Genomic DNA, 23,529 nt, shown 5'->3' with positions numbered 1-23,529 from the left:
GCACCATTATTTTATTACCAGCGGGTTTCCACCGCATTACTTGAGTGTCATTTTCCGTTTGATTCGGGGATTTTTATCCTGCGCCGATTGCAGATAGACCAGTTCGGTCAGTTGTCCGGTTCGCCACATTTCGATCATGTTCTGATAATGGGGACTTCCCGGATTACCCGACTGACCACCCGGATAGACGCCATATGCTTTGGGAGCCGGACCTAGTTCCACAACCATCCGCCAGGACGGACCAGTCCGTTCGGTCGTGGCATTGACGATCCCGCTTCCTCCGCCAATCTGCACATTCAGAACGCTGAACGCATCCAGGCCAGGCACCAGATGCCGGATAGCGGTGGCTTTATGCGTTCCCCAGGCCCAGGTTGGTCCAATGGGTCCATGCTTTTTGGCCAGCGTATCGCAAGTCGTCTGGAAGCTACTTGTCAATATATCCACCATTGTTTCAGGCGTTGGTGTATTGACGTTATCGAACCAATGCGCTTTCGGTTCCTGCTCGATGAGGTGTAGTGTCCGGTCGAAGCTTGGTTGGCGAGTCAGCAGAGAATCACCCCGATCAAATTCGTCTTTCCAGATCGCGTCACTTAACTGCCGATTCCATTCGGTGAAAATAGTAGCGCCAACAGCACTTGTGTCATTCTGGTAACTCCAGCTTTTCAAAATGGCCAACGCTTTGGCCTGATCACCTGTCAGCGATGATCCCTTGATTGCAGGCAACAGCTTCGGCAGAGCCATGGCCGCCCGTAAATTATGCAGATCGTTTTGCAGTTGACGCATACTGTCGGTCGTGATGCGTTGCATGGCAGTCAGACGCTGGTTGATCCGCATACCACGCTCGGCGGGGGCAAACTGCCAGTTTATATAGTAGGGATAGCTTGGATCGGTCGAGAACTGGTTGGCCGAACTGACAAATCCTCTCGGCGGATTCTTGACGCGCGGGTTTTGGCTTGGTGGAATCCAGCCCTGCCAGTCATGCGCGGGATTCGTACCGTCGAGCAGAAATTTACCCTGTTCTTTCCACTTCAGCGGAAACTTTCCGTTCGGTGAAATAGCAATGTCTTTGTGAACATCGGCAAACACAAAGTTCTGAGCCGGTGCGCCATAATAAGCCAGCGACTGCACGTAATCATCATAATTTTTGGCCCGGTTCAGGAGGTAATAACAACGAAGTTCATCCGTAGGCTCATGCGCAATCCAGCGAGCCGCATAACCCGACGGAATATTCGCCCGAAAGCCCTTCTGACCGCTCTGGTTTACGATTGGGCCATGATGGGTGTAGTAAACCGTATCGATCATATCGGCCTGCCCCTTCACCTTGATCACTTCGAGTCGTCGCCGGACGGGTTTCCAGACACCGCCGTGAAAGTATTCCTGTTTGGTCGCATCCCGAAAGCGGATTTTGTAGAAGTCCAGCACGTCGGCACCCACATTGGTTACCCCCCAGGCAATGTCTTTATTGAAACCAATGATAACCCCCGGCGACCCTGGCAACGATACCCCACACGCGTTCATCGTGGGCGAAACCAGCTGAATCTGATACCAGATCGAGGGTAAGCTAAGTGTTAAATGCGGGTCATTGGCCAGAATAGGATAACCCGTAGCCGATTTTTGCGCACCCACAGCCCAGTTATTACTACCAATAGCCGGATCATGAGCAGGCCAGTTCAACGCCAGTGAGTTGTCGGTAGACGCAGAGTCGGCCGATTTTGGAATCGGCAATGGCTTGAACTCCCATTTCGTACCGGTCGGAATAATGGGATCCTCGTGATCAGGATAGTCGGGAAAAAGATCATTGGTGATAGCCGCTCCGAATTTTTTCCGGACATTGCTCATTTGCAGATCATCAGCTCCGCTCGCCAGGGTGCTGGTCATGGCTTTTAGCAGCAGCGCACATTTTAAAGGCGACCACGGCTCGGGGGCATAACCAAGCAATTTGTACTCAATCGGATAGTCGGCCGGTTTGAGTTTGTTTATCCAGGCATTGACCCCGGCAGTGTAAGCCTCTACAATTTGTTTTGAAGTTGGATCGCTCATCATCGCTTTCAGGGCACGTTCAGCGCCATAGACCATGCCAATTTCTCGGTTGAATCGATCGAGCGGTAAGGCTCGTTCACCGACAATTTCGGCAAGGCGACCCGAAGCTGCATGCGTCTGAAATTCCATCTGCCAGAGTCGATCGCGAGCGGTCAGATAGCCCTGAGCGAAGTACACATCATAATCGTTCTGGGCAAAGACGTGCGGCACCGCCATATCATCGAAGACAACGGTAACGGGCGCTTTGGCCCCTTCTACTGTTAGTTCCTCATCGGACGTAGCCACCGATTCGGCATTTTGCCAGAAGCCGACAAAGGGGCTCAGCAACGGGCCAAACGCCGGAATGCTACCCCAGGGGCGGTTCAACGCCCAAATAAATACCAGTGTGATCAACGAAAGAACAATAGCTTTTGCGTAGCGCATGAACGGGAATAAGCAATGGGAGGGAATATCTTTTACAATTTTACTAGTACATCCACCAAATAAAAAGTATTCTTTTCCTTATCGCGACAAATCTTTCTACATTTACTCCAAATTATAGGTTCGCAGCCTGAGTGCACCCATTTGTCGCATACCGGCATACGCTTTCACGAAACTACCGAACCCGGATTCGGAACACTGTTTTAGCGATAGTACCATTATCTGTACAGTATAGCTAGTCAATATATGAAAGATCTGGTTCTGGCTGAAGATACTCTTCAGGATGTTTATCCAAAGCAGTGGACATCACGTGAAGAAGTCGGTGAATCGCCATTGCGTGATCCTGCTCTCGCCAAAGCGCTGCGGTATCAAACGATCAATACACTCCGCGATGAGAAGCAGACTATCCTGCGCCATCTGGGTCTTCAGTCGCCTGAAGAAAGACTGGCTCTGAGCGAATATGGGTCCGTTGTGCTCACTGGCCTCCGTCAGCTTTCAGCCCAGCGTCGCCTGGTGTTTCTTCTACGTTCTGACAGAGGGCTGACCAATGAGGAAATAGCCTCGCGACTCCAGATTTCTGTCGTCATGGTAAACGCGCAGTACTACCACGCCTGTCGCTTCTTACGTGATTATTTACGGCAACACGCGGGTATCGAAGCCATGATCGTGTGGTTGGCCGTATTCGTCAATTAGCCGTATCCTGTTTCATTTTCTGGTCATGATGTACACGCCCCGCTTCGGGTGGTGTATGGAATTTCTATGGCTCTTCTGCCCGGCAACAGGCCTACGTTGTGCACGATACCGGTCCCGGTTCGTAGAAAAAAGATCGAACTAAAAAAGAAAGTGTACTTTTGAGCGTTCCATCCGGCCAACGGTATGCGTGTTAACGTTCTACTTATTTGCATGATTGCCACCGCCTTTACCTCGTCATTACCTACAGGGTTCGATGTGCAGGGGCACCGGGGATGCCGGGGGCTGATGCCCGAAAACACCATTCCGGCCTTTCTTAAGGCGCTCGACCTTGGCGTAACCACGTTAGAGCTGGATGTCGTTATCAGCAAGGATCGACAGGTCGTTGTTTCGCATGAACCTTATTTCAATGCCGCTTACAGCATAGCGCCCGACGGAAAGCCGGTCGATAAGAAAGACCAGAAAAATCGGGTGCTCTACCTGATGAACTACGCCGACATCAAGCAATACGACGTCGGCTCAAATGGTAATGCGGCCTATCCGGAACAGGAGAAACGCAAAACGTATAAGCCTTTGCTGAGTGAGGTTATCGAGCAAGCCGAAGCGTATCGGAAGTCAAAAAATCTGTCTGACTTTTCGTATAATATAGAAATCAAGAGTGAACCGTCGGAGTATAACAAAAGCCAGCCCGAACCCGCCGAATTCTGCGCACTCGTTCAAGCCGTAATCAGCCAGCAATTAAAAGCCGAACGTGTTGTTATTCAAAGCTTTGACTTCGCTACGCTTCAGTACTGGAAACAGCAGGCCGATGCTGGACAATACCCTACCGTTCGCTTGGCCGCTTTAGTCGAAAACCTGCGCAGTCCTGACAAGAACCTGGCTGAACTGGGTTTTAAGCCCGCTATCTACAGTCCCTACTACAAACTGTTGAGTCGCGATAGAATTGCCCGGCTTCATGAGCAGGGAATCAAGGTCATTCCGTGGACGGTCAACGAACCAGATGCTATGAAACGCCTGATAGACTGGGGTGTTGATGGCCTGATCACCGACTACCCTAATCGGGTCGGTAGTTTGTAAACTAACTACTGCTTTTGTAAGTTTCTACCTCTATCCTACCGACGTAGGTTAGCTTATGCGTGTTTTAACGGTATGACCTTCCTCAATACTACGCTTAAATGGCTCTTGCAACGACGTATTCCACGCATCGAGGCAATGATGAAACACCCAGGCCCGGTGCAGCAAACGGTATTTGAGCAACTCATTCAGGCAGGCCGCCAAACCGAATGGGGCAAAAAGCACGATTATCAGTCCATTTGCACGATTGCCGACTTTCAGAAACGGGTTCCCGTGTCAAGCTATGAGGACCTGTATCCGTACATAGAACGGGTGATGAAAGGTGAGAACAAGGTGCTTTGGCCGTCGCCCGTGCGCTGGTTTTCAAAATCGTCAGGTACGACCAACGCCCGCAGCAAATTTATCCCCGTTACGACCGAATCACTGGACGAAAGCCACTTTAAGGGGGGTAAAGACATGATGGCTCTCTATGTAGCCAACAACCCCGATACCAAAACCTTTGAGGGCAAAGGATTATCCATTGGTGGTAGCCTGCATCAGAATCCGCTGGGTACGAACAGTGCCGCCGGTGATGTGTCGGCTGTGGTCATGAAAAATCTACCGACTTGGGCGCAGGTTATCCGCACCCCATCGATCGAGGTTGCACTCATGGACGAATGGGAAGCCAAGATGGAGCGTATGGCCGAAATCACGTCGCAGGAAAATGTGACCAGTATGCTCGGCGCACCAACCTGGGGATTGGTATTGATCGACAAAATTCTGGCCCAGACCGGCAAATCAAACATTCTGGATGTGTGGCCGAACTTTGAAGTGCTGATTCATGGTGCCGTTAATTTTCAGCCGTATCGGGAGTTATTTCAGCACCAAGTCTTTCCATCCAGCGCGGTACGTTATCAGGAAGTATATAATGCGTCGGAAGGTTTTTTTGCCATTCAGGATGATCTGTCCCGAACGGGCGAAATGCTGCTAATGCTTGATTACGGCATTTTCTACGAGTTTGTGCCCTTCCACGAAGCCGATCAGCCCTTTCCGCAAGCGCTAACGATCGACGAAGTGGAGCTGGATAAAAATTATGCGTTGGTCGTATCGACCAACGGGGGACTCTGGCGTTACAAAATCGGTGATACGGTTCGATTCACGTCACTTTACCCACACCGGCTCAAGGTCAGTGGACGCACCAAGCACTTTATCAATGCGTTCGGCGAAGAGATTATCGTCGAAAACGCCGAAGCAGCCATCACACGGGCCAGCGAAGCCACGGGAGCGGTTATCTCGGATTACACGGCAGGGCCGGTTTACATGAGCAACGGAGCCAACGGCTGTCACGAATGGGTCATTGAATTTTCGCGTGAGCCCGATAACCAGCAACGATTCAACCAAATTCTGGACGAGACACTGCGGGAAATCAACTCCGATTACGATGCCAAACGGTACAACGAAATGGTGCTGAAACGGCCTCGGATTCACGTTGTGCCCCGAGGAACGTTCTACGCCTGGATGAAACAGCGCGGGAAGCTAGGCGGTCAGCACAAAGTACCCCGACTGGCTAATTCGCGGGAGTATCTGGATGATATTCTGGGCCGGGTCCTGGAGCTGTAAGTTATTCGCCTACTATTTGCTGCATTATCGGTTTGTCTCTGAAAGCCAATGAAACTGTCGCTCGGCCAGTTGAAAACGCCGATTCTGCCGCTTGAGCGATACCTGAACCGAATCGTTTCTGATTTTCCCCTGCAACAGGATGTGGTTGGTGTCGGGCATGGTGTATTGCATCGTGAACAATGCTGCCGTATCGTTAGCAAACTTCTTAAAAGCGATTCTCCGGTTGAGCGAGTCGAGCGAATAGCTGAAATAGCCCCGACGGTAGCGTTGTCTGAACAGTGTATCGGCCGTTTCAATACTCCCTGAATTACCAGTCTCAAACACGACATTCTGCCAGCGTAAACTATCAGCTGCGCTTCCCTTAAACTGATCCACGGCAAAAAAACCGGTAGCTAGCTTCGTCGATGCCGATTCACCGTCTGGTCCGAAAGCGCCATGGTACGAGCGGAGTAAAGGTGTTACCAGAAAAAAATAAACGAAGGCAATTTTCAACCCCAGTTGTGTCCTCCGCATCCACTTTTTGGGTAGCGTAAAGCGCACAGCAGGTTGGGTCGGTTTGTTAAAAATAAAAAAGTTGAGTAACCGCTTGGCATCGCCGATCAACAGGAAATTACTGAATAGGAACAGGTGAATGGAAAACAGCTTGACAGGAATGTCATAGCAGAGATTCATCATCATGACGTTGAGAAATACGCTTGCCGCAACAAACGCGCCTAACGTGCTGGTCCGTCTGAACAGAAGCAGTAGTCCGGCTACGACCTCGACAGCCCCTGAAAAAAATTGATAAGGTGTCGAATAACCGATAAAATACCACGAAAAACGCATCGGCAGCAAATCGCCCAACGGCGTAGCCAGCGCACTTAGCGACGGAAATATCATCTGCAATCCGAACAACTTGATAATGCCGTAACCCAACGCCGTCATCGCTACGTAATACCGGACAAGCACCAGCAGCCAGTAATAAGCCAAATCATAATTTTTGCGTCGGTCGACTAGTGTCCAGATGGCTGTACCGATAATGGACGCCAGCAAGAAAAAGCACAACTGCGCGTAGCCATACGATGTATCTCCACTCCCATTCAATGGAACCAGTACGTCCTTTACGTGGAAAATGTGCGTGTTAGAAAGCGTGACGAGCCAGTTCTCAGCTAGGCCATAGTACTCACTGATCAGATTTAGGCCGGGAAAATCGCCAACCCAGGTCCAGAGCGTCGTGTACAGAACCAGGTAGATACAGAAAAAACGAAACAGCACGTTACGCCACCAGGACCATTGGTCGGTGGAGAAGACAGCAGCAATTGTCATAAACGAATACGGTGGCTTAGAGAAGGTTATAGGACTGTAGCCAAATATAACCGAAAGGCGCTAATTACCCTCGTACCAGTTTATTAGCGGTCAAAAAATGGTAGGTCATTACCTCCTTTGCTGCGTTAAGCACAACTTGTTTTTCCACTTCGCAAACAAATAATTCATGGTCGCCCCCGTCGGCGCTGTGCATCACCCGGCATTGTGCGTACCCGATTGCTTCTGTCAAGTAAGGACAACCGCGATCATCAAGCGCGTAAGGCAGGTTTTTAAACTTATTGATACGCTTGCCAGGCGTGGTTCTACCTGTCTGTTGGCCGAGCTTCCGAATCAGGCGAGCCTGGTCCGTTGCCAGTAGGTTTACGTTTAGGATACCGCTTTCTCGTACCAACTCGATGGTGTAATCGACTTTGTACAGTGCTACGACCAGCACCTTGGCTTTCATGTCTGTCTGCATGAGCCAGCTTACGATATTGGCGTTGTACTGCTGCTCGGGCGTACCGACTCTGGCGACAGTGGTGATACTGTGAATATCGTAATTTTTATATTTCAGCAGGCGTTTTGGCATGTGATTCGTTGGCGATGAGTGGTCACTGGTCGTTAGTGAACATTGCGGAACAGGAGGTTGTTCTTTGGCTGTAGTCGCACTAACTTTGTTAAGCATAAAAGGCTGATTACCGACCACTTTCCATGAAATCGTTCGATATTCCTGACTATTACCGTAGCAGTATCATCACGCCCCTGAAAGAATTTCGGCGGAAACGAGATAAACTGAAACGGGATTTTACACCCACTCTTCTTGATTTCGGTCCGGTTCGGTTGCTGATTGCCCGGCATTTCGGCTTTTGCTATGGTGTCGAAAATGCTGTTGAGATTGCGTACAAAGCCATTGCGGATAATGTCGGTAAACGAATTTTTCTTCTGAGTGAGATGATTCACAACCCCGATGTCAACGCGGATCTGCTGGATCGGGGTGTGCGGTTTATTATGGATACCAAAGGCGGTCAGCTCATTCCGTGGTCTGAGCTGACGCCCGACGATGTTGTGATCATTCCGGCATTTGGCACCACGTTAGAGACTCAGCATAAACTGGCCTCTATTGGTTTAGACGTCGAAAAATACGATACCACCTGCCCGTTCGTCGAAAAAGTCTGGAACAAAGCCGGACAAATCGGGCAGAAAAATTATACGGTTGTTGTTCATGGGAAGCCAAATCATGAAGAAACCCGCGCGACGTTCTCCCACAGCAAGGAGTCGGCTCCAACGGTTATAGTCAAGGACATGGCTCAGACAAAGCGCCTGGCGACATACATCACCGGCGAGTCCCCAACCGAGCAGTTTTATGCGGAATTTGCAGGTCAGTATTCCGATGGTTTCGACCCAACCCGCGATTTGCAGCGCGTGGGTGTTGTGAACCAGACCACAATGCTGGCGTCGGATACGCAGGGTATTGCCGATTACCTGAAGCAGGTGATGATTCAAACGCACGGTCTTGACGACAATGCACCAGCGGATCAGGTTGATCGCTATTTCGCCAACACCCGCGACACACTCTGCTATGCAACCAATGATAACCAGGACGCAACCTACGCACTGTTGACCTACCCGGCCGATTTCGCTATCGTAGCTGGTGGGTACAATTCATCCAATACCTCACACATCGTTGAGCTTTGCGAGGAAAAACTGCCGACGTACTTTATTGAATCGGAACAAAAAATTCTGTCGGCTAACCTGATTCGCCATTACGACGGCCACGCCAAACAGGAGATTGTAACCGAGAATTTTATTCCGCGCCTGGGTTCACCAACTGATGAGCCAGTTACCATCTTGCTGACGTGTGGTGCTTCCTGCCCGGATGCTACGGTAGAAGGAATCCTGCTAAGATTAGCCAGTTTCTTTCCGGACGCTCAACCGATCGAGAAAGTGCTGGCCAGCGTTATGGCATAACGTGGGCGGTCGGCCGCGCTACTTATTAGCGGACTTTGACCGTAACTTCTCTACTCTCGTTGTGCAATCGGTCAACAGCGGTGACGACATACACGTATTTCTTCTTCGGATCAGCGGTTTTATCCACAAAACGTGTCGTCGCTTCACCAACACACTGCGCCACAATATGGCGGGGGTCATCCAAACGTAAAAGCGGTCGACGCCCCTCAAATCGATAAACGACATAATAACTGGCTCCATCACCATCCAACGCTTCGGCAGGTTGCTGCCAAAATAACTCCACCCCTTCGGCGGTATCTGCCACTTTCAAATCGCGGGGGGGCAACGGTGGAATGCTATCCAGCCAGGTCATTGTCGGCACAAGGGCCGGGTATCGATAGAAATTAGACTGGAGCGAATCGCGGATAGCCATTGGATTGGTTTTCAACGATTTTGCGCTAAAAAATACGCTGCCCTGCACTGTTCGCTGCTGCCGGATGTAGCGCATCTGATCAGGAAATTCTGTTACCTTACCCCAGCCCGGATCGCGCTCCGAACCCCGCCCAACCCGGTACGCGGCATGACCGATATACAAATGACACTTTCCACTATTCCGTATCCACCAGTCGATCAACGATTTGTAAGGAACCCGGCTAAACTCGGTACTAAAGTAAACCTGTGGTACGATGTAATCGATCAATCCTTCACGAACCCATTTCCGGGTATCGGCATACTGTTCATAGTACGACTGCCCACCGTTGGTCGCTGACCCTTCGGCATCACTGCTTTTATTTTTCCAGATTCCGAAGGGGCTGATACCGAATTTTACCCACGGTTTGTTCTCCCGGATCGAGTCGCGTAGCTCAACGACGAGTTTATTGACATTGTCGCGTCGCCAATCCTCTTTTTTCATCCCGTTGAAGTTGGCCCGGTACGTGCTATCGTCGCGCAGGGTTTGTCCAGCTATGGCATAGGGATAAAAATAATCGTCGAAGTGAATGCCATCAACATCATACTCCCGCACCACATTCGCCACAATGCTGGCGATGTAAGACCGCACCGCAGGCACGCCCAGATTGAATAACTTGCGACCACCGTAGGTAAGAATCCATTCTGGTTTACGGTAAATTATATTCGTCGGCGCAACACTGGCCAGTTTGCTAAACGTAGCCCGGTCAAGATTGAACCACGCATGAAACTCCATACCCCGTTGATGCGCCTGCTCGATCATAAACTCCAGCGGATCGTAAAATGGCTCTGGAGCGAGCCCCTGCTGCCCTGTTAACCACTCCGACCACGGCTCCGAACTCTTGGCATAGAAGGCATCGGCTGCCGACCGAACCTGAACAACAACCGCGTTGATCCCCATCTGCTGTTGCTGATCGAACATCTCGATCAACTCGCGCTGCTGGCTGGCAACGGGCAACCCTTTCTTGCTGGGCCAGTCGAGGTTATCAATCGTTGCGATCCAGACCGCCCGGAATTCGCGCTTGGGTGGTACAGGTCCCTGTTCAAGGGGTGTTTGTTCGTCGATCTCGTCGGCTTCGTCTATGCCTTTATTCGCTGTTGGCACCACAACGGTTGTACCGGTTGGTTTCGATGGGGCTGGCTTCTCCGTGGTGGGCTTTGGCGGAGCGGGCTTAGCTATTGGTGGCCGTCGGGCTGCAACCGGAGGCCGTCGCGTAACAACGGGTTCCGGACGACGGCAACCGTCCCAGAGCAAGGCGAGAAAAAAGAGCGAAAAGAAGGCAATCGAACGCATTTGGCAAAACAGGTTAATTGCCAAAAATAACGATAGTAAGGCAGACCTGCGTTTACTGCCCAGTCGTTTTTTGGTGTTTACCGATTGCCCGGCAGGCGTCACTGCAATAAATAACGTTTTCCCAGTCGCGTTCCCACTTTTTTCGCCAGGCGAACGGCCGATTGCAAACCGGACAGATTTTGGTCGGTAGGTCTGATTTTTTGCGCATTTTCATTAAAACAAAACTCTTACTCAACTCAGTAGGTTTTGCTTGTATGAAATTATCCGAAAAAATCCAGTCATTGACTGATGTCGATATTGACCGTATTGTTGAAATGGCCTGGGAAGACCGGACACCGTTCGACGCCATAGAAGCTCAGTTTGGCCTGTCGGAACAGGATGTTATTACGGTGATGCGTCGGGAACTGAAACCTAGCTCGTGGCGTCGGTGGCGAGCCCGCGTTCAGAACCGGGCAACCAAACATACGGCCCTTTCGGCGGTTGACGACGCCCGGTTTAAGTCAAATAGGCAACGACTGGTAACATTTAATAATATAACCGGACGATAAATGTCAGATTTGGTATCTTATAGAATTCCTTTACTTTTGTGCCGCTTAACTGAGCTATGAGCAATATTTCTTCTGAAATTTGCAAAATGCCAATATCTTTTTAGATTATTTTTGCTTAAAAGATATTAGTTTTACCACCTCCTGAAACAAAGTTTTTATCAGACCGATTTGAGTATGAGCCATAAATTAGATCAGATAGATCGCAACGTATTAGAAATTCTGCAAGCCAACGCCAAAATTACCAACGCTCAGCTTTCTAAAGAAATAGGACTTTCCCCGGCTCCCACCCTGGAGCGCGTTAAAAAACTCGAAACATCGGGCATCATTCAAAGCTACCATGCTCAGCTGAACCGCGAGAAGGTAGGTCTTGGTGTCACAACGTTCGTTATGGTCACGCTTGTTGGGCACAAGAAAGAAACCACGATGTCATTCGTTAACCGGGCCAACGAAATTCCAGAAATAATTGAGTGTCATCACATTACAGGTTCAGGTGATTTTTTACTCAAAGTAATCGCGAAAGACATTGCTTCCTACCAGGCGTTGATGCTTGATGTGATCAACGAGATCGATGAAGTTGCCAGTACACAGACAATGGTGATCATGTCTACGTTCAAGGAAAGCAAAGTATTGCCAATTCCCTGAACTGTACTAAAAGCAAAAGGCCAGCCGTCGCATCCAAATCTGGACTGACGGCTGGCCTTTTGCTTTCTGACGAGTTTAGTCTCTTCGCTTTCTCCGTTCCTGCCGGCGCGATTTCTTCGACTCATCCATCGCTTTTTTAGCCTCCTTGTACTGGCTTGACTTCCGCTCTGCTTTATCGATCACTTCCTTAAAGTAAACCTGAGCTTGGTCGTAGTTCTTTTCTTCGGTGGCAATTTTCCCCAACGCCAATACCGACGACCAGTAATAACCGGCATCCAGCGCGTTGGTCTGTTTAGCAAAATCGATTGATTGCTGGTAATACTTCTTGGCTTCCGGCAGATTTTTGTGAAACAGTTGGTTGATGTAGGCCAGTATATAGGCAGCGGTTCGGCCACCAACGCCTTCGTAACCGGATTGTGTACGCCCTACCTTCTCCAGAATGTCCTTCGATATACGCTCTGCGTCATTCAGTCGCCCGGTCACAAAGGCCGAACGAGCATAGTACCGCTCAAAAAACGGGTTGTCAGGGTATTGTTCGGCCATATATTTGGACATCTCATACGCCTTGTCGTATTGATTCTCCATACTGTATATCTGGACCAGAAAGTAGCGCGCTTCCACCCGCGTATAGAATGCCGTATTGGCCGTTTTTTCCAGTTCCTTGATACCAGCTGCCTTGTTTCCTTTCGGAAAAAACATCAGAATGGGCTTCAGCAACGGGTAATTTTCCGGAATCCACTGGGCATAATAATCATACATACCGTCGCCGAACAGCAATTCAGGGCTGAAATCAGCGTTGCCTTTGCATTTTTCGAAATACTTCAGGGCGTTCTTACCGGCAAAGGTCGCCTTTGTCCATTTCTTCCGTTCCGAATACAGCCGCCCTTTAAACGCGTAGGCTGCCGCCAGAAAAAATGAGGCTTCCAGTTTGTTGTCGCTGTCGTCGTATAGTTTTTCCGCCAGCGTAATGGTCGTGTCCATCAGCGAGATACAGCGGTCGTCATAATCGGTTACGTCCGTATTAGGCACAATTTTCCACCACTCGGCCAGCCCCATCAGGAAGTAAGGCATTGGATGTTTTGGATACCGCAGCCGCAACCATCGAAACTCTTTGTCAGCTTCGTAAAACTTGTAATTATACATCAGGTTGATAGCCTCCGCCGATTCGATCTGAACGCCGGGGTGCTTCAACAAACCATCATATTTCTTATCAAACGCCGACGGATCATACAGTTGGGCCTGTGCTATGGCAGCCAATCCAATGAGCCATACCGTCAACAATGCTTTTCTCATTCGTCAATTCGCTTTATTACGCTATATCAACGCAATCTGTCTTCAGTACGTTTGCCGATGTTTATTTTTTGGCGATTTTTTGTCTGCGACCTGTGCATGGGCGTATCTTTGACGCTACGCAGACGCAGACATGATAACAATCAAAGACAAAACCTTCGTGCCATTCATTAGTGCTGAGGCTATTCAGACGCGCATTGAAGAACTGGCCGAACAAATTAATCAGGAATACGCCGACAAATGCCCATTGATCGTGGTCGTGCTGAACGGGGCCTTTCTGTTCGCTGCCGATCTGGCCAAACACCTGACAATTCAGTGCGAAATCACCTTTATCCGGGTAGCTTCCTATACCGCTACGGAATCGACCGGGCAGGTTAAGCAGATTTTAGGCCTGAACGACTCTATCGAAGGGCGCGATCTGATTGTTGTCGAAGATATTGTTGATACGGGCCTGACCCTGTTCGAAGTCCGTGACCAGCTTCTGGCAAAAGGACCATCATCAATCGCGATTGCTACCTTGTTATTTAAGCCCACTGCGTTGACGAAGCAGCTTGATCTGCACTACGTCGGCTTTGAGATCGAAAATCGGTTTGTACTGGGCTATGGCCTTGATTACGACGGACTGGGCCGCAACACACCCGGTATTATGGTGTTGGCCTGAATTACTTGTAGTCGACACGAGAACAGATAAGGCACCTTGCCCAATTCGACTACACGCTCCTCCCCCCAATACTTCTGCGTCTACCGGTCTACTTCGCCCATCACAACGTCGATCGATCCGATAATGGCGACCAGATCGGCTAACATGGCCCCTTTGCTGATCTCGCCAATGACCGACAGGTTATGAAAGCAGCATGACCGGGCCTTGCACCGAACTGGCACATCAGACCGGCCATCGGTCCGGAAAAAGAATCCCAGTTCACCTTTTGCACTTTCGGCGCGGGCGTAAAAATCCATTGCTTTCGGGCGGATCTTCTTGGGCACCACGGCCTGAGGGTCATAATCACGCGTCCGTTTGTAATCCGTCGTGAGTTTGTCAAGGCATTGCTCAATAATCCGAATCGACTCGTGACATTCCAGGACACGAACATTGTTGCGATCCCAGCAATCACCGACTGTACCCATTTTACCCTCCCCGATTGGAATATCGAAATCAAGTTCGGGGTAAATGGAATAGCCATCGACCCGGCGCAGGTCATACCGTAATCCCGATCCACGGAGCATAGGCCCCGTACAGCCGTAATTGATTGCAACAGGCAAGGGTAGCACGCCTACGTTAGCTGTCCGTTTTATGAAAATCTCGTTCTCAATTACCAAACTCTGTAATTCGATCAGTTTGGGCTTCAGATATTTGACAAATTCCTGACAACGTTCCTCAAACCCTACTGGCAAATCATAGAACAGGCCCCCGACCCAAATGTAATTATAGAGCATTCGAGCCCCACTCACCCACTCCAGCAGCCGTTGTATGTGTTCCCGGTCGCGCATGAGCCACAGAAACGGCGTATAGGCACCAATGTCGAGCGCATAGGTACCGATGCCAACAAAGTGAGCAGCGATTCGATTTAGTTCGGCAACCAGCACCCGGATGTATTCGGTTCGTTTGGGAATATCGTTTTGAATACCCAGCATTCGCTCAACGCCCATAACGAACGCGTGTTCGCTGTTCATGGCCGCCAGATAATCGAGCCGATCGACGAATGGAATGGTCTGATTGAAAGGCAGTTCCTGCGCGTGTTTTTCAAAACAACGGTGCAGATAGCCGAGATGCGTGACAACATCGACAACAATTTCACCGTCCGTAACCACTTCAAGCCGCAAAACGCCGTGTGTTGAGGGGTGCTGCGGTCCCATATTTAGAATCATTTCCCCTTCACCGAGCATTTCGGGCCGATAAACACTGGGGTCCGATGCCCGAAAATGACCGGGTGAATACTCGTATTGAATTGTTTGCGTGGTCATGTTTTTTACCAGACACGCGCTTTCTGTTTAGTGCCCGGCGGTATCAAAGGTCGTAATTCACTCCTCGAATGCCAAACGATCAGCGAGCAATGGCTAACCTACTACAAATCATCACTTTTTCTCGAATAAGTATTTGCCGAACAAAACTAATTTCGTACCTTTGCGCTCCTTATCGAGAAAACGAACTTTAGCAATGGCAAAGAAAGGCGCCAATAGAATCCAGGTTATTCTGGAATGCACCGAGCAGAAAGACAGCGGTGTACCCGGTATGTCCCGGTACATCACCACGAAAAACCGGAAGAATACGCCGGCTCGTATCGAGCGGAAGAAATACAATCCGTTCCTTAAAAAAGTAACGCTGCATAAAGAAATTAAATAAGTTTTTAGTTTTGTATTCATATCGGGCAAAAGGTCCCGACCTAGTTGGTAGCGTCTAACATACTGACTATATTGAATAATAAACTACAAACTGTAAACTACAAACTGAGCAATGGCAAAAAAGGTAGTTGCAACCCTGAAAACGAAGGATAACGGCAAAGCATTCGCTAAGATTATCAAAGCCGTTAAATCGCCTAAAACTGGCGCGTATACCTTCAAAGAAGAAATGGTTCCGGTTGATGAAGTTCAGTCTGCGCTGAAAAGCTAGACGCTGTTGCTATCAACTTTTTGAACAAGTACGTCAGAACGTCCCACGGTCTTAATTGGCCTAGTGGGACTTTTTGTGTTAAAAAACAGTTAGCCAGTTATCAGGCTGATTTATGCAATCAGCGTACTCTTTTTCTGCCCCCATTTCACAGACTATATCATGGCTTTATTCGGCTTATTCTCCAAAGAAAAGAAAGAAACGCTCGACAAAGGCTTAGAAAGAACGAAAGACAGTTTTTTCTCTAAACTGGGTCGCGCCGTGGTCGGCAAATCGACCGTTGACGAAGAAGTACTGGATGAACTCGAGAATGTCCTGATCTCGTCGGACGTTGGCGTTGAAACTACGGTGAAGATTATTCGTCGGATCGAGGAACGAGTCGCCCGTGATAAATACATGGGTACGGACGAACTCGATCGTATCCTGCGTGAGGAAATTGCCGGTCTGCTTTCCCAAAATAATACCGAAGACGTTAGTGATGACTTTTCCCTGCCCCCTGGTAAGAAACCGTATGTCATTATGGTAGTCGGCGTCAATGGAGCAGGTAAAACCACAACCATTGGCAAGCTGGCGGCTCAATTCCACAAACGGGGTAAGAAAGTCGTGCTGGGCGCGGGCGATACGTTCCGGGCTGCTGCCGTCGATCAGCTCAAGCTCTGGGGCGACCGGGTGGGTGTGCCGGTTATTTCGCACGGTATGAATACCGACCCCTCAGCGGTTGCGTTCGATGCGGTCAAGACAGCCACGGATATGCAGGCCGATGTGGTGATCATTGATACCGCCGGCCGTCTGCATACAAAGGTCAATCTGATGAACGAGCTGACCAAAATCAAACGGGTTATGCAGAAGGTTACTCCCGATGCGCCCGACGAAGTGCTGCTGGTACTGGATGGCTCGACGGGACAAAATGCGTTCATTCAGGCAACCGAGTTCACAAAAGCAACGGAGGTTACGGCTTTAGCCATCACGAAACTGGACGGAACGGCCAAAGGTGGTGTTGTCATTGGCATTTCGGATCAGTTCAAGATTCCGGTCAAATACATTGGCGTTGGTGAAAAGATTGACGATTTGCAGACGTTCAACAAGATGGAGTTTGTCGATTCGTTCTTCAAAAAATGAGTCATGGCTTATCAGTTATCATTCTCCGATAAGGCATTAAGAAGTCTTAAGAAAATCCCGAACTCAGATACGAAAAAAATTATCTCCGCACTCGAACAACTAGCCCAAGACCCACATAGCAAGACAAGCGTAAAACGGCTGACAAATCATCCGGATGCTATTTTTCGACTACGTGTAGGTGACTATCGGGTTCTGTATGATAAGCATGACCAAATTCAAATTATCGCGGTGATTGATATTGGACACAGAAAAGATATCTACGAATGACACTAAACGCTCAGATTATTCAATCAGAAGGAAAGCCGAAATTCGCGGTGATCGCTTACGAAGAATACGACGCTTTACAAAAGAGTTTAGCTTCGTTTGATAGCCTTGAAGACTTTCTTGATTATGCTCATGCTCTAAAAGTAAAGAGCGAAACAACGTCATGGCACTCGCTGGACGAAGTAAAGCGAGAACTTGGGTTATGAAAAAGGCTGCTCTCTGGCTTTCTGGCTTGCGATTAATGCTAGTTGTCGTTAGCGTATTACTAGCATGGTATTCATTTACCGCTTTGGCTCAGAGACCAGCTCGTCAAAAAGCAACCAGTCCCGCTGTAAAGCAGGGAATCTGCGGCACCGTCGTTGAGAAGCGCGGCAACCACATGCCCAGCGTGGGTTCGCCCGGCTTAGATTCGCAGAAGGCAACTCCAAGCGGTACTCCTGTCGAGCGGGAAGTGCTTGTTTTTCCGCTGCTGAACATGAACCAGGTTGATGCGGGGGATAACGGATTCATCAATTCGGTTCGGGATGCTAAACCAGTCAAGACCGTGCGATCCGATAAAAACGGGAAATTCTGCGTCGATCTCCCTATTGGACGCTATTCCGTGATGGTGCGCGAGCCGAAAGGATTGTATGCAAACCTGTCAGACACGCAAAACAATATATTTCCGGTTACCGTCCAGAAAAACCGTCAATCCGCGATTACAGTAGAAATTACCCACCAAGCTGTCTTTTAGGCAGATGGAAACGTTTTTTATACTGTTCGTTCTGATCTTCGTGCCCTTCATCTGGTATATCAATCGGGCCATTACGTACACGAGCGACACCGTCGGCGAAAATGCACCGCTGCAACGGGAGCGCACGTACCAGTTTTCGGCGTCTCAGTATTTCGGTACGTTGATAAAAGTACTAGAAGCCCAATTACTAATTATGATGCCTGTGCTTGCGGTCATTGTGGTACGCGCAGGCATTCGTCAGGAGCTATACGTCTGTTTTCTGCTGGCCCCTTGCTTCCTGATCTTTGCAGGGTATCTACTCTTTTACTTTTACTTCGACTGGCAGTACTGGATCATTACCCGACATGTAACGCTCACATTAAACCCCGACGACCAGAGCATCACGATCGATAGCCCCGCTCGGTACAGTGTGCTTACCCCCAACACTGTCGTTCGGATCGAACATCATTTGCAAAAAATGGATAACCCAAAAAATCCGCTGGCTGGTTATGGGTACTATTTATTTTACGAAGCAGACGGACAGATTACCCAGTTGAATAATATCTTTATCAGTCATATAGGCCACGTCGAGTTCATAGAACGCTTCTTCGGCCATGTTCCGCAAGCACTTATCTGGCACCGATTGGCATGGGCAACCGATGTCAAACCCGTCGAAATGCCGGACTCACCGAACTTTGCTTCTCAAAATCAGCGTTAGTTAGTACTGATGCTCTGAAACTTATAGATCCGTTTTGAAAACGAAAGGAATACGTACCAATAAAATCAACATCGTTACGCTTGGGTGCTCGAAGAATCTGGTCGATTCGGAGGTGCTGTTCACGCAACTCAAGGGTAACGGTATGGATGTGACGCACGAATCGAAAAAAGACGACGCCAATATTGTTGTGATCAATACGTGCGGTTTTATCGACAATGCCAAAGAAGAATCTATCAACACGATTCTCCGCTACGTGGATGCAAAAGAAGCCGGAATCGTCGATAAAGTTTATGTAACGGGCTGTTTGTCCCATCGCTACAAGGACGAGCTTGAGGTTGAAATGCCCACGGTCGATGCCTGGTTCGGCACGAACGAACTACCCCGGATGCTGAAAACGCTACGGGCCGATTACAAACACGAACTGGTTGGTGAGCGACTCCTGACGACGCCCGCGCACTACGCTTACCTCAAGATTGCCGAAGGCTGCGACCGTCCCTGCTCGTTCTGTGCGATTCCGCTGATGCGCGGAGGACACGTATCGCGCTCGATTGACGAATTGCTCACCGAAGCCCGTTCGCTGGCCCGACGTGGTACGAAAGAATTGATTCTGATTGCGCAGGACCTGACCTACTACGGTTTGGATCTGTATAAAAAGCGGAACCTCGCCGATCTTGTCAACCAACTGGCCGACGTTGAGGGCATCGACTGGATTCGGCTGCAATATGCTTACCCATCCGGTTTTCCACTGGAGGTGCTGGACGTTATGCGCGACCGGCCAAACGTGTGCAATTACCTGGATATGCCTCTGCAAACGGGCTCTACCGAGCTGTTAAAGCTGATGCGTCGGGGGATAACGCGGGAACGAACCGAATCACTGATTTACACGATCCGGGAAAAAATACCCGATATTACCCTTCGTACAACGCTGATCGTGGGTCACCCCGGCGAAACAGAAGCCATGTTCGAAGAAACCTATGACTTCGTGGAACGGATGCGTTTTGACCGACTGGGTGTGTTCACGTATTCACACGAAGAAAATACTCATTCGTTCTCGATGCCCGACAATATTCCGGCCGACATCAAGCAGGAGCGCGCCGACGCACTGATGGAAGTACAGCAGGGTATTTCGCATGAACTGAACCAGAAAAAAGTCGGTCAGACCTACAAAGTGCTTTTCGATCGGAAGGAAGGCGGCTATTTTATCGGTCGTACGGAATCTGACTCACCAGAGGTTGACAATGAAGTACTTATTCCAGCCACGCAGTACGTTCGCCTAGGCGACTTCGCCAATGTACGGATTAATCGGGCTGAAGACTTTGATTTATACGGAGAAGTTGTCTCCTGAGTTTTTATAAACCCGCAAGGTTCAGGCTCGCTCAGAACGATTGAGCCCGAACCTTGCGGGTTTTTCCATTGTTGAGCCGAATAAATCCCAACCTGCATGGACTGTCAGTACCTGCCACTAGCCTCAACCGGCCAGTTCTCTCAACTATTCCTCGATTACATCAACAAAAAAGATACAGTACAGCCCTTTTACAGTCGTTTCCCCGAGCGATCAGCTTTTCAGGAACAGATAAAGGATAAGGTGTTTGACGATGCCAAACGCCGGGTATTGGTTGATGCACTCGATCGGCAGTACGCACAGCTTGCGAATAAACCCGATTTTTCGATACTCCTCCAGCCGAACACGTTTACGGTTACGACGGGGCACCAACTGAATATTTTTTCCGGTCCGCTGTACATCATCTACAAGCTGATCACGACCATCAACCTGGCGCGTCAGCTGAAAGAAGCCTATCCAGACTATAATTTCGTGCCGGTCTACTGGATGGCTACCGAAGACCACGACTTCGCCGAAATCAATCACTTTTCGTTTTTCGGTCGACAGTATGCCTGGACAACGGAGCAACGTGGCGCTGTTGGGCGCATGAACCCGCAGGAACTGGAAACGCTCTTCAACCAAATTCCGGAAAAACTGACGCTGTTCGAAGAAGCCTATCTAAAGCACGCGACCCTGGCCGATGCCGCCCGGTATTACGTCCATGAACTGTTCGGAGCCGAGGGACTGATTTGTCTCGATGCCGACGATGCCGCGCTGAAACGCGTTTTTGCTCCGGTTATGCGGGACGAACTTGTCTATCAACGGGCGGGTGAATTAGTGGCGGAACAAACCAAACTACTAGAAGATCTTGGCTACAAGACCGTAATCACACCCCGCGACATCAACCTGTTTTATCTGGATGAGCAACTCCGCGAGCGCATCGAACAAACGGAAGATGCTGTGCAGGGTAAAACGTACCGCGTGCTACATACTAAACTGCGGTTTACGGAAGCGGAATTGCTGACGCTACTCGATGAACATCCCGAACGGTTCAGCCCCAATGTCGTCTTGCGCCCCTTGTATCAGGAAACCATCTTGCCCAATTTGGCTTACATCGGTGGACCGTCGGAAGTGCCGTACTGGTTGCAGTTAAAGCCGGTCTTTGATCATTTTCAGACGACCTTTCCAATTTTGATGCCGCGCAACTTTGCCATGTACGTACCCGCGGTGAATGCAAAACGCATCCGCAAACTGGGTCTGACACCCGAAGAGTTGTTCAAAGATACACTGCTGCTGAAACGGGAATACGTCGAAAACCACGCTCGCCATACACTTAAGTTCGACAACGAAAACAAGGTCGTCAACAAAGCGCTGGACAATATTCTTCATAAGGCACAAATGGTTGATCCTACGCTCGAACGAGCCGTGCTAGCCGAAACAAAGCGATTTGCCAATGCCATAGCCCGGCTGGAGAAGAAGATGCGTCGGGCCGAAGAACACAATCAGGAAGTGGGCGTTCGGCAGTTGCTCACCGTTAAAAATGAGCTGTTTCCGAACGGTGGGTTGCAGGAGCGGAGTGAAAACTTCCTGACGTTTTACCTGAATGACCGGGAATTTCTGACGAAGATGCTATCCATGTTCGATCCGTTCGATTATCGGATGCAACTCTGTCTGGAATAAATCACGTCATTCGCGCCAGATCGTTTAGCTTCTCACATGACCAAAGCCGAACTGCGTCGCCAATACCTTGCGCTGCGAAAAGGATTATCAGCGGAGGTCGTCACCGAGCGAAGTCAGCAAATCTGCCAGCGTTTTTTTGAGCAGGACTGGCTGGATGGGGAAGATACAGTCCATGTGTTCCTTCCCATCCAGCGCCAGAACGAAGTCAATACGTGGCCGATCGTTCACCGGATCTGGCATGACTTTCCGCAGAAGCAGGTCGTTGTTTCCGTCACCGATCCCGAAGCGCATCGCCTTACGCATTACGCACTTACTCCCGACACGCGACTGATTGACAATCGCTGGGGTATTCCTGAACCTATTGCTCCCGAATCGGCAGCCATCAGCACCAAGCATATCGACGCTGTGTTGGTGCCATTGCTACTTTTTGACCAGTTGGGCCACCGCATTGGCTACGGTGGTGGTTTCTATGACCGCTTTCTGGCTGACTGTCGGCCCGACTGTTTATCAATGGGCCTGTCACTGTTCGAGCCAGTTGATAAAATTGAATCGATCGAGCCAACCGACGTACCGATGACGGGCTGTGTTACCCCGGACCGAATCTGGTTTTTTTCTAAATGACTATACTGTGCGTCAAACTTTTACCTTACTTTTGCACTCCAAAACGTAGTGCGGGTGCAAATCCCGTTTTTTATTAACCCGTTAACAGCGGATTCTCCGCATTGTAAAGATGAAAATCGCAGTCGTTGGCGCTACTGGCCTGGTCGGTGGCGAAATCCTGAAGGTTCTGGCAGAACGTAACTTCCCCGTGTCTGAGCTCATTCCCGTTGCTTCCGAGCGGTCGGTTGGTAAACAGGTTGAGTTTAAGGGTAAATCCTACACGATTGTTAGCTTCGAGGATGCCATTGCCGCCAAACCTGCCGTTGCGATTTTCTCCGCGGGTGGCAGCACATCGCTGGAACTGGCCCCTAAGTTTGCCGAAGCTGGTATCACCGTTGTCGACAACTCATCAGCCTGGCGGATGGACCCAACCAAAAAACTGGTTGTTCCCGAAATCAATGCCAACACGCTGACACCGGACGACAAAATCATTGCCAATCCAAACTGCTCGACCATTCAGATGGTTGTCGCGCTGAAGCCATTGCACGACCGGTTTACGGTTAAGCGGGTTGTCGTTTCGACCTATCAGTCTGTGACGGGTACGGGTAAAGCGGCTGTCGATCAGCTTTTTGCGGAGAGGAACGGTGACTCCAGCGTATCGAAAGTGTATCCACACCCAATCGACCTGAATGTGCTTCCCCATATCGACGTGTTCCTTGACAATGGTTATACCAAAGAGGAAATGAAGATGGTCAATGAGACCAAAAAAATCATGGGTGATGACTCGATCCAGGTAACGGCGACTACGGTTCGGATTCCGACCATTGGTGGTCATTCGGAATCAGTTAACATCGAATTTGAGAACGAGTTCGACCTGAACGAAGTCATCGATATCCTCAGCAACGCCGAAGGTATCATTGTCCAGGATGACCCAAAAAATAAAATTTACCCAATGCCGCTGACGGCGCACGGTAAGGATGAGGTTTTTGTGGGCCGTATCCGCCGTGATGAAAGCCAGCCTAAAACATTGAACATGTGGATTGTGGCCGATAACCTCCGGAAAGGAGCCGCCACCAACGCCGTTCAGATCGCCGAGTATTTACTGGCGCATAATCTGGTTGAAGCAGGTGAAGTAGCTGCATAACCGCCCTTCCCGAATAATTACCCAAAGTCCCGTTCGGCTTGCTGCCGGGCGGGACTTTTTGCGTACCTTG

The 23,529-nt window shown here is 49.7% G+C and carries 25 protein-coding genes; 18 read left to right on the top strand and 7 right to left on the bottom strand.

Features of this window, described 5'->3' with window-relative positions:
* Positions 1–36: 36 nt before the first annotated feature.
* Positions 37–2,463, bottom strand: coding sequence for a penicillin acylase family protein (locus GK091_RS17280; protein ID WP_164041088.1), 2,427 nt, complete (start codon positions 2,461–2,463; stop codon positions 37–39).
* Positions 2,464–2,706: 243 nt separating this feature from the next.
* Here GK091_RS17280 and GK091_RS17275 point away from each other — a divergent pair, with 243 nt between their 5' ends.
* The 3 genes from GK091_RS17275 (at position 2,707) to GK091_RS17265 (ending at position 5,823) form a co-directional block, all read left to right on the top strand.
* The gene (locus GK091_RS17275) at positions 2,707–3,153 is read left to right on the top strand and encodes a sigma factor-like helix-turn-helix DNA-binding protein (protein ID WP_164041086.1); all 447 of its coding nucleotides are present in this window, start codon (positions 2,707–2,709) and stop codon (positions 3,151–3,153) included.
* 183 nt (positions 3,154–3,336) lie between these two features.
* Positions 3,337–4,227 (top strand): glycerophosphodiester phosphodiesterase, encoded by an 891-nt coding sequence (locus GK091_RS17270; protein WP_317166317.1) that lies wholly within the window; start codon positions 3,337–3,339, stop codon positions 4,225–4,227.
* Between the two features lie 72 nt (positions 4,228–4,299).
* The gene (locus GK091_RS17265; protein WP_164041083.1) at positions 4,300–5,823 is read left to right on the top strand and encodes a GH3 auxin-responsive promoter family protein; all 1,524 of its coding nucleotides are present in this window, start codon (positions 4,300–4,302) and stop codon (positions 5,821–5,823) included.
* A 24-nt stretch (positions 5,824–5,847) separates the two neighbouring features.
* Here GK091_RS17265 and GK091_RS17260 read toward each other — a convergent pair whose 3' ends face one another.
* Both GK091_RS17260 and GK091_RS17255 read right to left on the bottom strand, forming a co-directional pair.
* Complete coding sequence (locus GK091_RS17260; RefSeq protein WP_164041081.1) at positions 5,848–7,128, bottom strand: hypothetical protein; 1,281 nt, start codon at positions 7,126–7,128, stop codon at positions 5,848–5,850.
* A gap of 64 nt (positions 7,129–7,192) precedes the next feature.
* Positions 7,193–7,696, bottom strand: a complete 504-nt coding sequence (locus tag GK091_RS17255; RefSeq protein ID WP_164041079.1) for a flavin reductase family protein — start codon at positions 7,694–7,696, stop codon at positions 7,193–7,195.
* A 122-nt stretch (positions 7,697–7,818) separates the two neighbouring features.
* On the opposite strand from GK091_RS17255, the gene GK091_RS17250 reads away from it, so the two are divergent.
* Entirely contained in the window at positions 7,819–9,075 is a 1,257-nt protein-coding gene (locus tag GK091_RS17250; RefSeq protein ID WP_164041077.1) for a 4-hydroxy-3-methylbut-2-enyl diphosphate reductase, read from the top strand.
* A gap of 25 nt (positions 9,076–9,100) precedes the next feature.
* On the opposite strand, the gene GK091_RS17245 is transcribed toward GK091_RS17250, so the two are convergent.
* The gene (locus GK091_RS17245) at positions 9,101–10,816 is read right to left on the bottom strand and encodes a glycoside hydrolase family 10 protein (RefSeq protein ID WP_164041075.1); all 1,716 of its coding nucleotides are present in this window, start codon (positions 10,814–10,816) and stop codon (positions 9,101–9,103) included.
* Between the two features lie 52 nt (positions 10,817–10,868).
* The gene (locus GK091_RS17240) at positions 10,869–11,024 is read right to left on the bottom strand and encodes a DUF2256 domain-containing protein (RefSeq protein WP_449448590.1); all 156 of its coding nucleotides are present in this window, start codon (positions 11,022–11,024) and stop codon (positions 10,869–10,871) included.
* A gap of 46 nt (positions 11,025–11,070) precedes the next feature.
* Here GK091_RS17240 and GK091_RS17235 point away from each other — a divergent pair, with 46 nt between their 5' ends.
* Together GK091_RS17235 and GK091_RS17230 are read left to right on the top strand one after the other, a co-directional pair.
* Positions 11,071–11,364 (top strand): TIGR03643 family protein, encoded by a 294-nt coding sequence (locus GK091_RS17235; protein ID WP_164041071.1) that lies wholly within the window; start codon positions 11,071–11,073, stop codon positions 11,362–11,364.
* 174 nt (positions 11,365–11,538) lie between these two features.
* The gene (locus GK091_RS17230; RefSeq protein WP_162388905.1) at positions 11,539–12,006 is read left to right on the top strand and encodes an Lrp/AsnC family transcriptional regulator; all 468 of its coding nucleotides are present in this window, start codon (positions 11,539–11,541) and stop codon (positions 12,004–12,006) included.
* Positions 12,007–12,081: 75 nt separating this feature from the next.
* On the opposite strand, the gene GK091_RS17225 is transcribed toward GK091_RS17230, so the two are convergent.
* Positions 12,082–13,299 carry a tetratricopeptide repeat protein gene (locus GK091_RS17225; RefSeq protein WP_164041069.1) on the bottom strand — a complete coding sequence of 406 codons (1,218 nt, stop codon included), beginning with the start codon at positions 13,297–13,299 and terminating at the stop codon, positions 12,082–12,084.
* Between the two features lie 130 nt (positions 13,300–13,429).
* Here GK091_RS17225 and hpt point away from each other — a divergent pair, with 130 nt between their 5' ends.
* A complete protein-coding gene (hpt, locus tag GK091_RS17220; RefSeq protein WP_164041067.1) occupies positions 13,430–13,957 on the top strand; it encodes a hypoxanthine phosphoribosyltransferase in 528 nt (175 codons plus the stop codon).
* Positions 13,958–14,037: 80 nt separating this feature from the next.
* Here hpt and GK091_RS17215 read toward each other — a convergent pair whose 3' ends face one another.
* Complete coding sequence (locus GK091_RS17215) at positions 14,038–15,258, bottom strand: NADH-quinone oxidoreductase subunit D (RefSeq protein WP_164041065.1); 1,221 nt, start codon at positions 15,256–15,258, stop codon at positions 14,038–14,040.
* 193 nt (positions 15,259–15,451) lie between these two features.
* Here GK091_RS17215 and rpmG point away from each other — a divergent pair, with 193 nt between their 5' ends.
* From rpmG to GK091_RS17160, 11 genes are all read left to right on the top strand, one after another.
* Positions 15,452–15,637, top strand: coding sequence for a 50S ribosomal protein L33 (gene rpmG / locus GK091_RS17210; protein ID WP_012929817.1), 186 nt, complete (start codon positions 15,452–15,454; stop codon positions 15,635–15,637).
* A gap of 111 nt (positions 15,638–15,748) precedes the next feature.
* On the top strand, positions 15,749–15,904 hold the full coding sequence (locus GK091_RS17205; protein ID WP_080238052.1) for a DUF4295 domain-containing protein: 156 nt from the start codon (positions 15,749–15,751) through the stop codon (positions 15,902–15,904).
* Between the two features lie 159 nt (positions 15,905–16,063).
* Positions 16,064–17,020 carry a signal recognition particle-docking protein FtsY gene (gene ftsY / locus GK091_RS17200; protein WP_164041063.1) on the top strand — a complete coding sequence of 319 codons (957 nt, stop codon included), beginning with the start codon at positions 16,064–16,066 and terminating at the stop codon, positions 17,018–17,020.
* 3 nt (positions 17,021–17,023) lie between these two features.
* A complete protein-coding gene (locus GK091_RS17195) occupies positions 17,024–17,287 on the top strand; it encodes a type II toxin-antitoxin system RelE family toxin (RefSeq protein ID WP_164041061.1) in 264 nt (87 codons plus the stop codon).
* On the top strand, positions 17,284–17,490 hold the full coding sequence (locus tag GK091_RS17190) for a type II toxin-antitoxin system prevent-host-death family antitoxin (protein WP_164041058.1): 207 nt from the start codon (positions 17,284–17,286) through the stop codon (positions 17,488–17,490). The genes GK091_RS17195 and GK091_RS17190 overlap by 4 nt, the downstream gene beginning before the upstream one ends.
* The gene (locus GK091_RS17185) at positions 17,487–18,017 is read left to right on the top strand and encodes a hypothetical protein (protein ID WP_246202306.1); all 531 of its coding nucleotides are present in this window, start codon (positions 17,487–17,489) and stop codon (positions 18,015–18,017) included. The genes GK091_RS17190 and GK091_RS17185 overlap by 4 nt, the downstream gene beginning before the upstream one ends.
* Positions 18,018–18,021: 4 nt before the next feature.
* Positions 18,022–18,714, top strand: coding sequence for a hypothetical protein (locus GK091_RS17180; RefSeq protein ID WP_164041056.1), 693 nt, complete (start codon positions 18,022–18,024; stop codon positions 18,712–18,714).
* Positions 18,715–18,748: 34 nt separating this feature from the next.
* Complete coding sequence (gene rimO, locus GK091_RS17175; RefSeq protein WP_164041054.1) at positions 18,749–20,059, top strand: 30S ribosomal protein S12 methylthiotransferase RimO; 1,311 nt, start codon at positions 18,749–18,751, stop codon at positions 20,057–20,059.
* Between the two features lie 96 nt (positions 20,060–20,155).
* On the top strand, positions 20,156–21,715 hold the full coding sequence (gene bshC / locus GK091_RS17170; RefSeq protein WP_164041052.1) for a bacillithiol biosynthesis cysteine-adding enzyme BshC: 1,560 nt from the start codon (positions 20,156–20,158) through the stop codon (positions 21,713–21,715).
* A 36-nt stretch (positions 21,716–21,751) separates the two neighbouring features.
* Entirely contained in the window at positions 21,752–22,336 is a 585-nt protein-coding gene (locus GK091_RS17165) for a 5-formyltetrahydrofolate cyclo-ligase (RefSeq protein ID WP_164041049.1), read from the top strand.
* Positions 22,337–22,445: 109 nt separating this feature from the next.
* Positions 22,446–23,459, top strand: coding sequence for an aspartate-semialdehyde dehydrogenase (locus GK091_RS17160; RefSeq protein WP_164041046.1), 1,014 nt, complete (start codon positions 22,446–22,448; stop codon positions 23,457–23,459).
* The last annotated feature ends 70 nt before the right edge of the window (positions 23,460–23,529 follow it).

Source organism: Spirosoma agri (assembly GCF_010747415.1).
Classification (GTDB): Bacteria; Bacteroidota; Bacteroidia; order Cytophagales; family Spirosomataceae; genus Spirosoma; species Spirosoma agri.
Note: the sequence above shows the minus strand (reverse complement) of the source record. Positions and strands in the feature narration are given on the sequence as shown.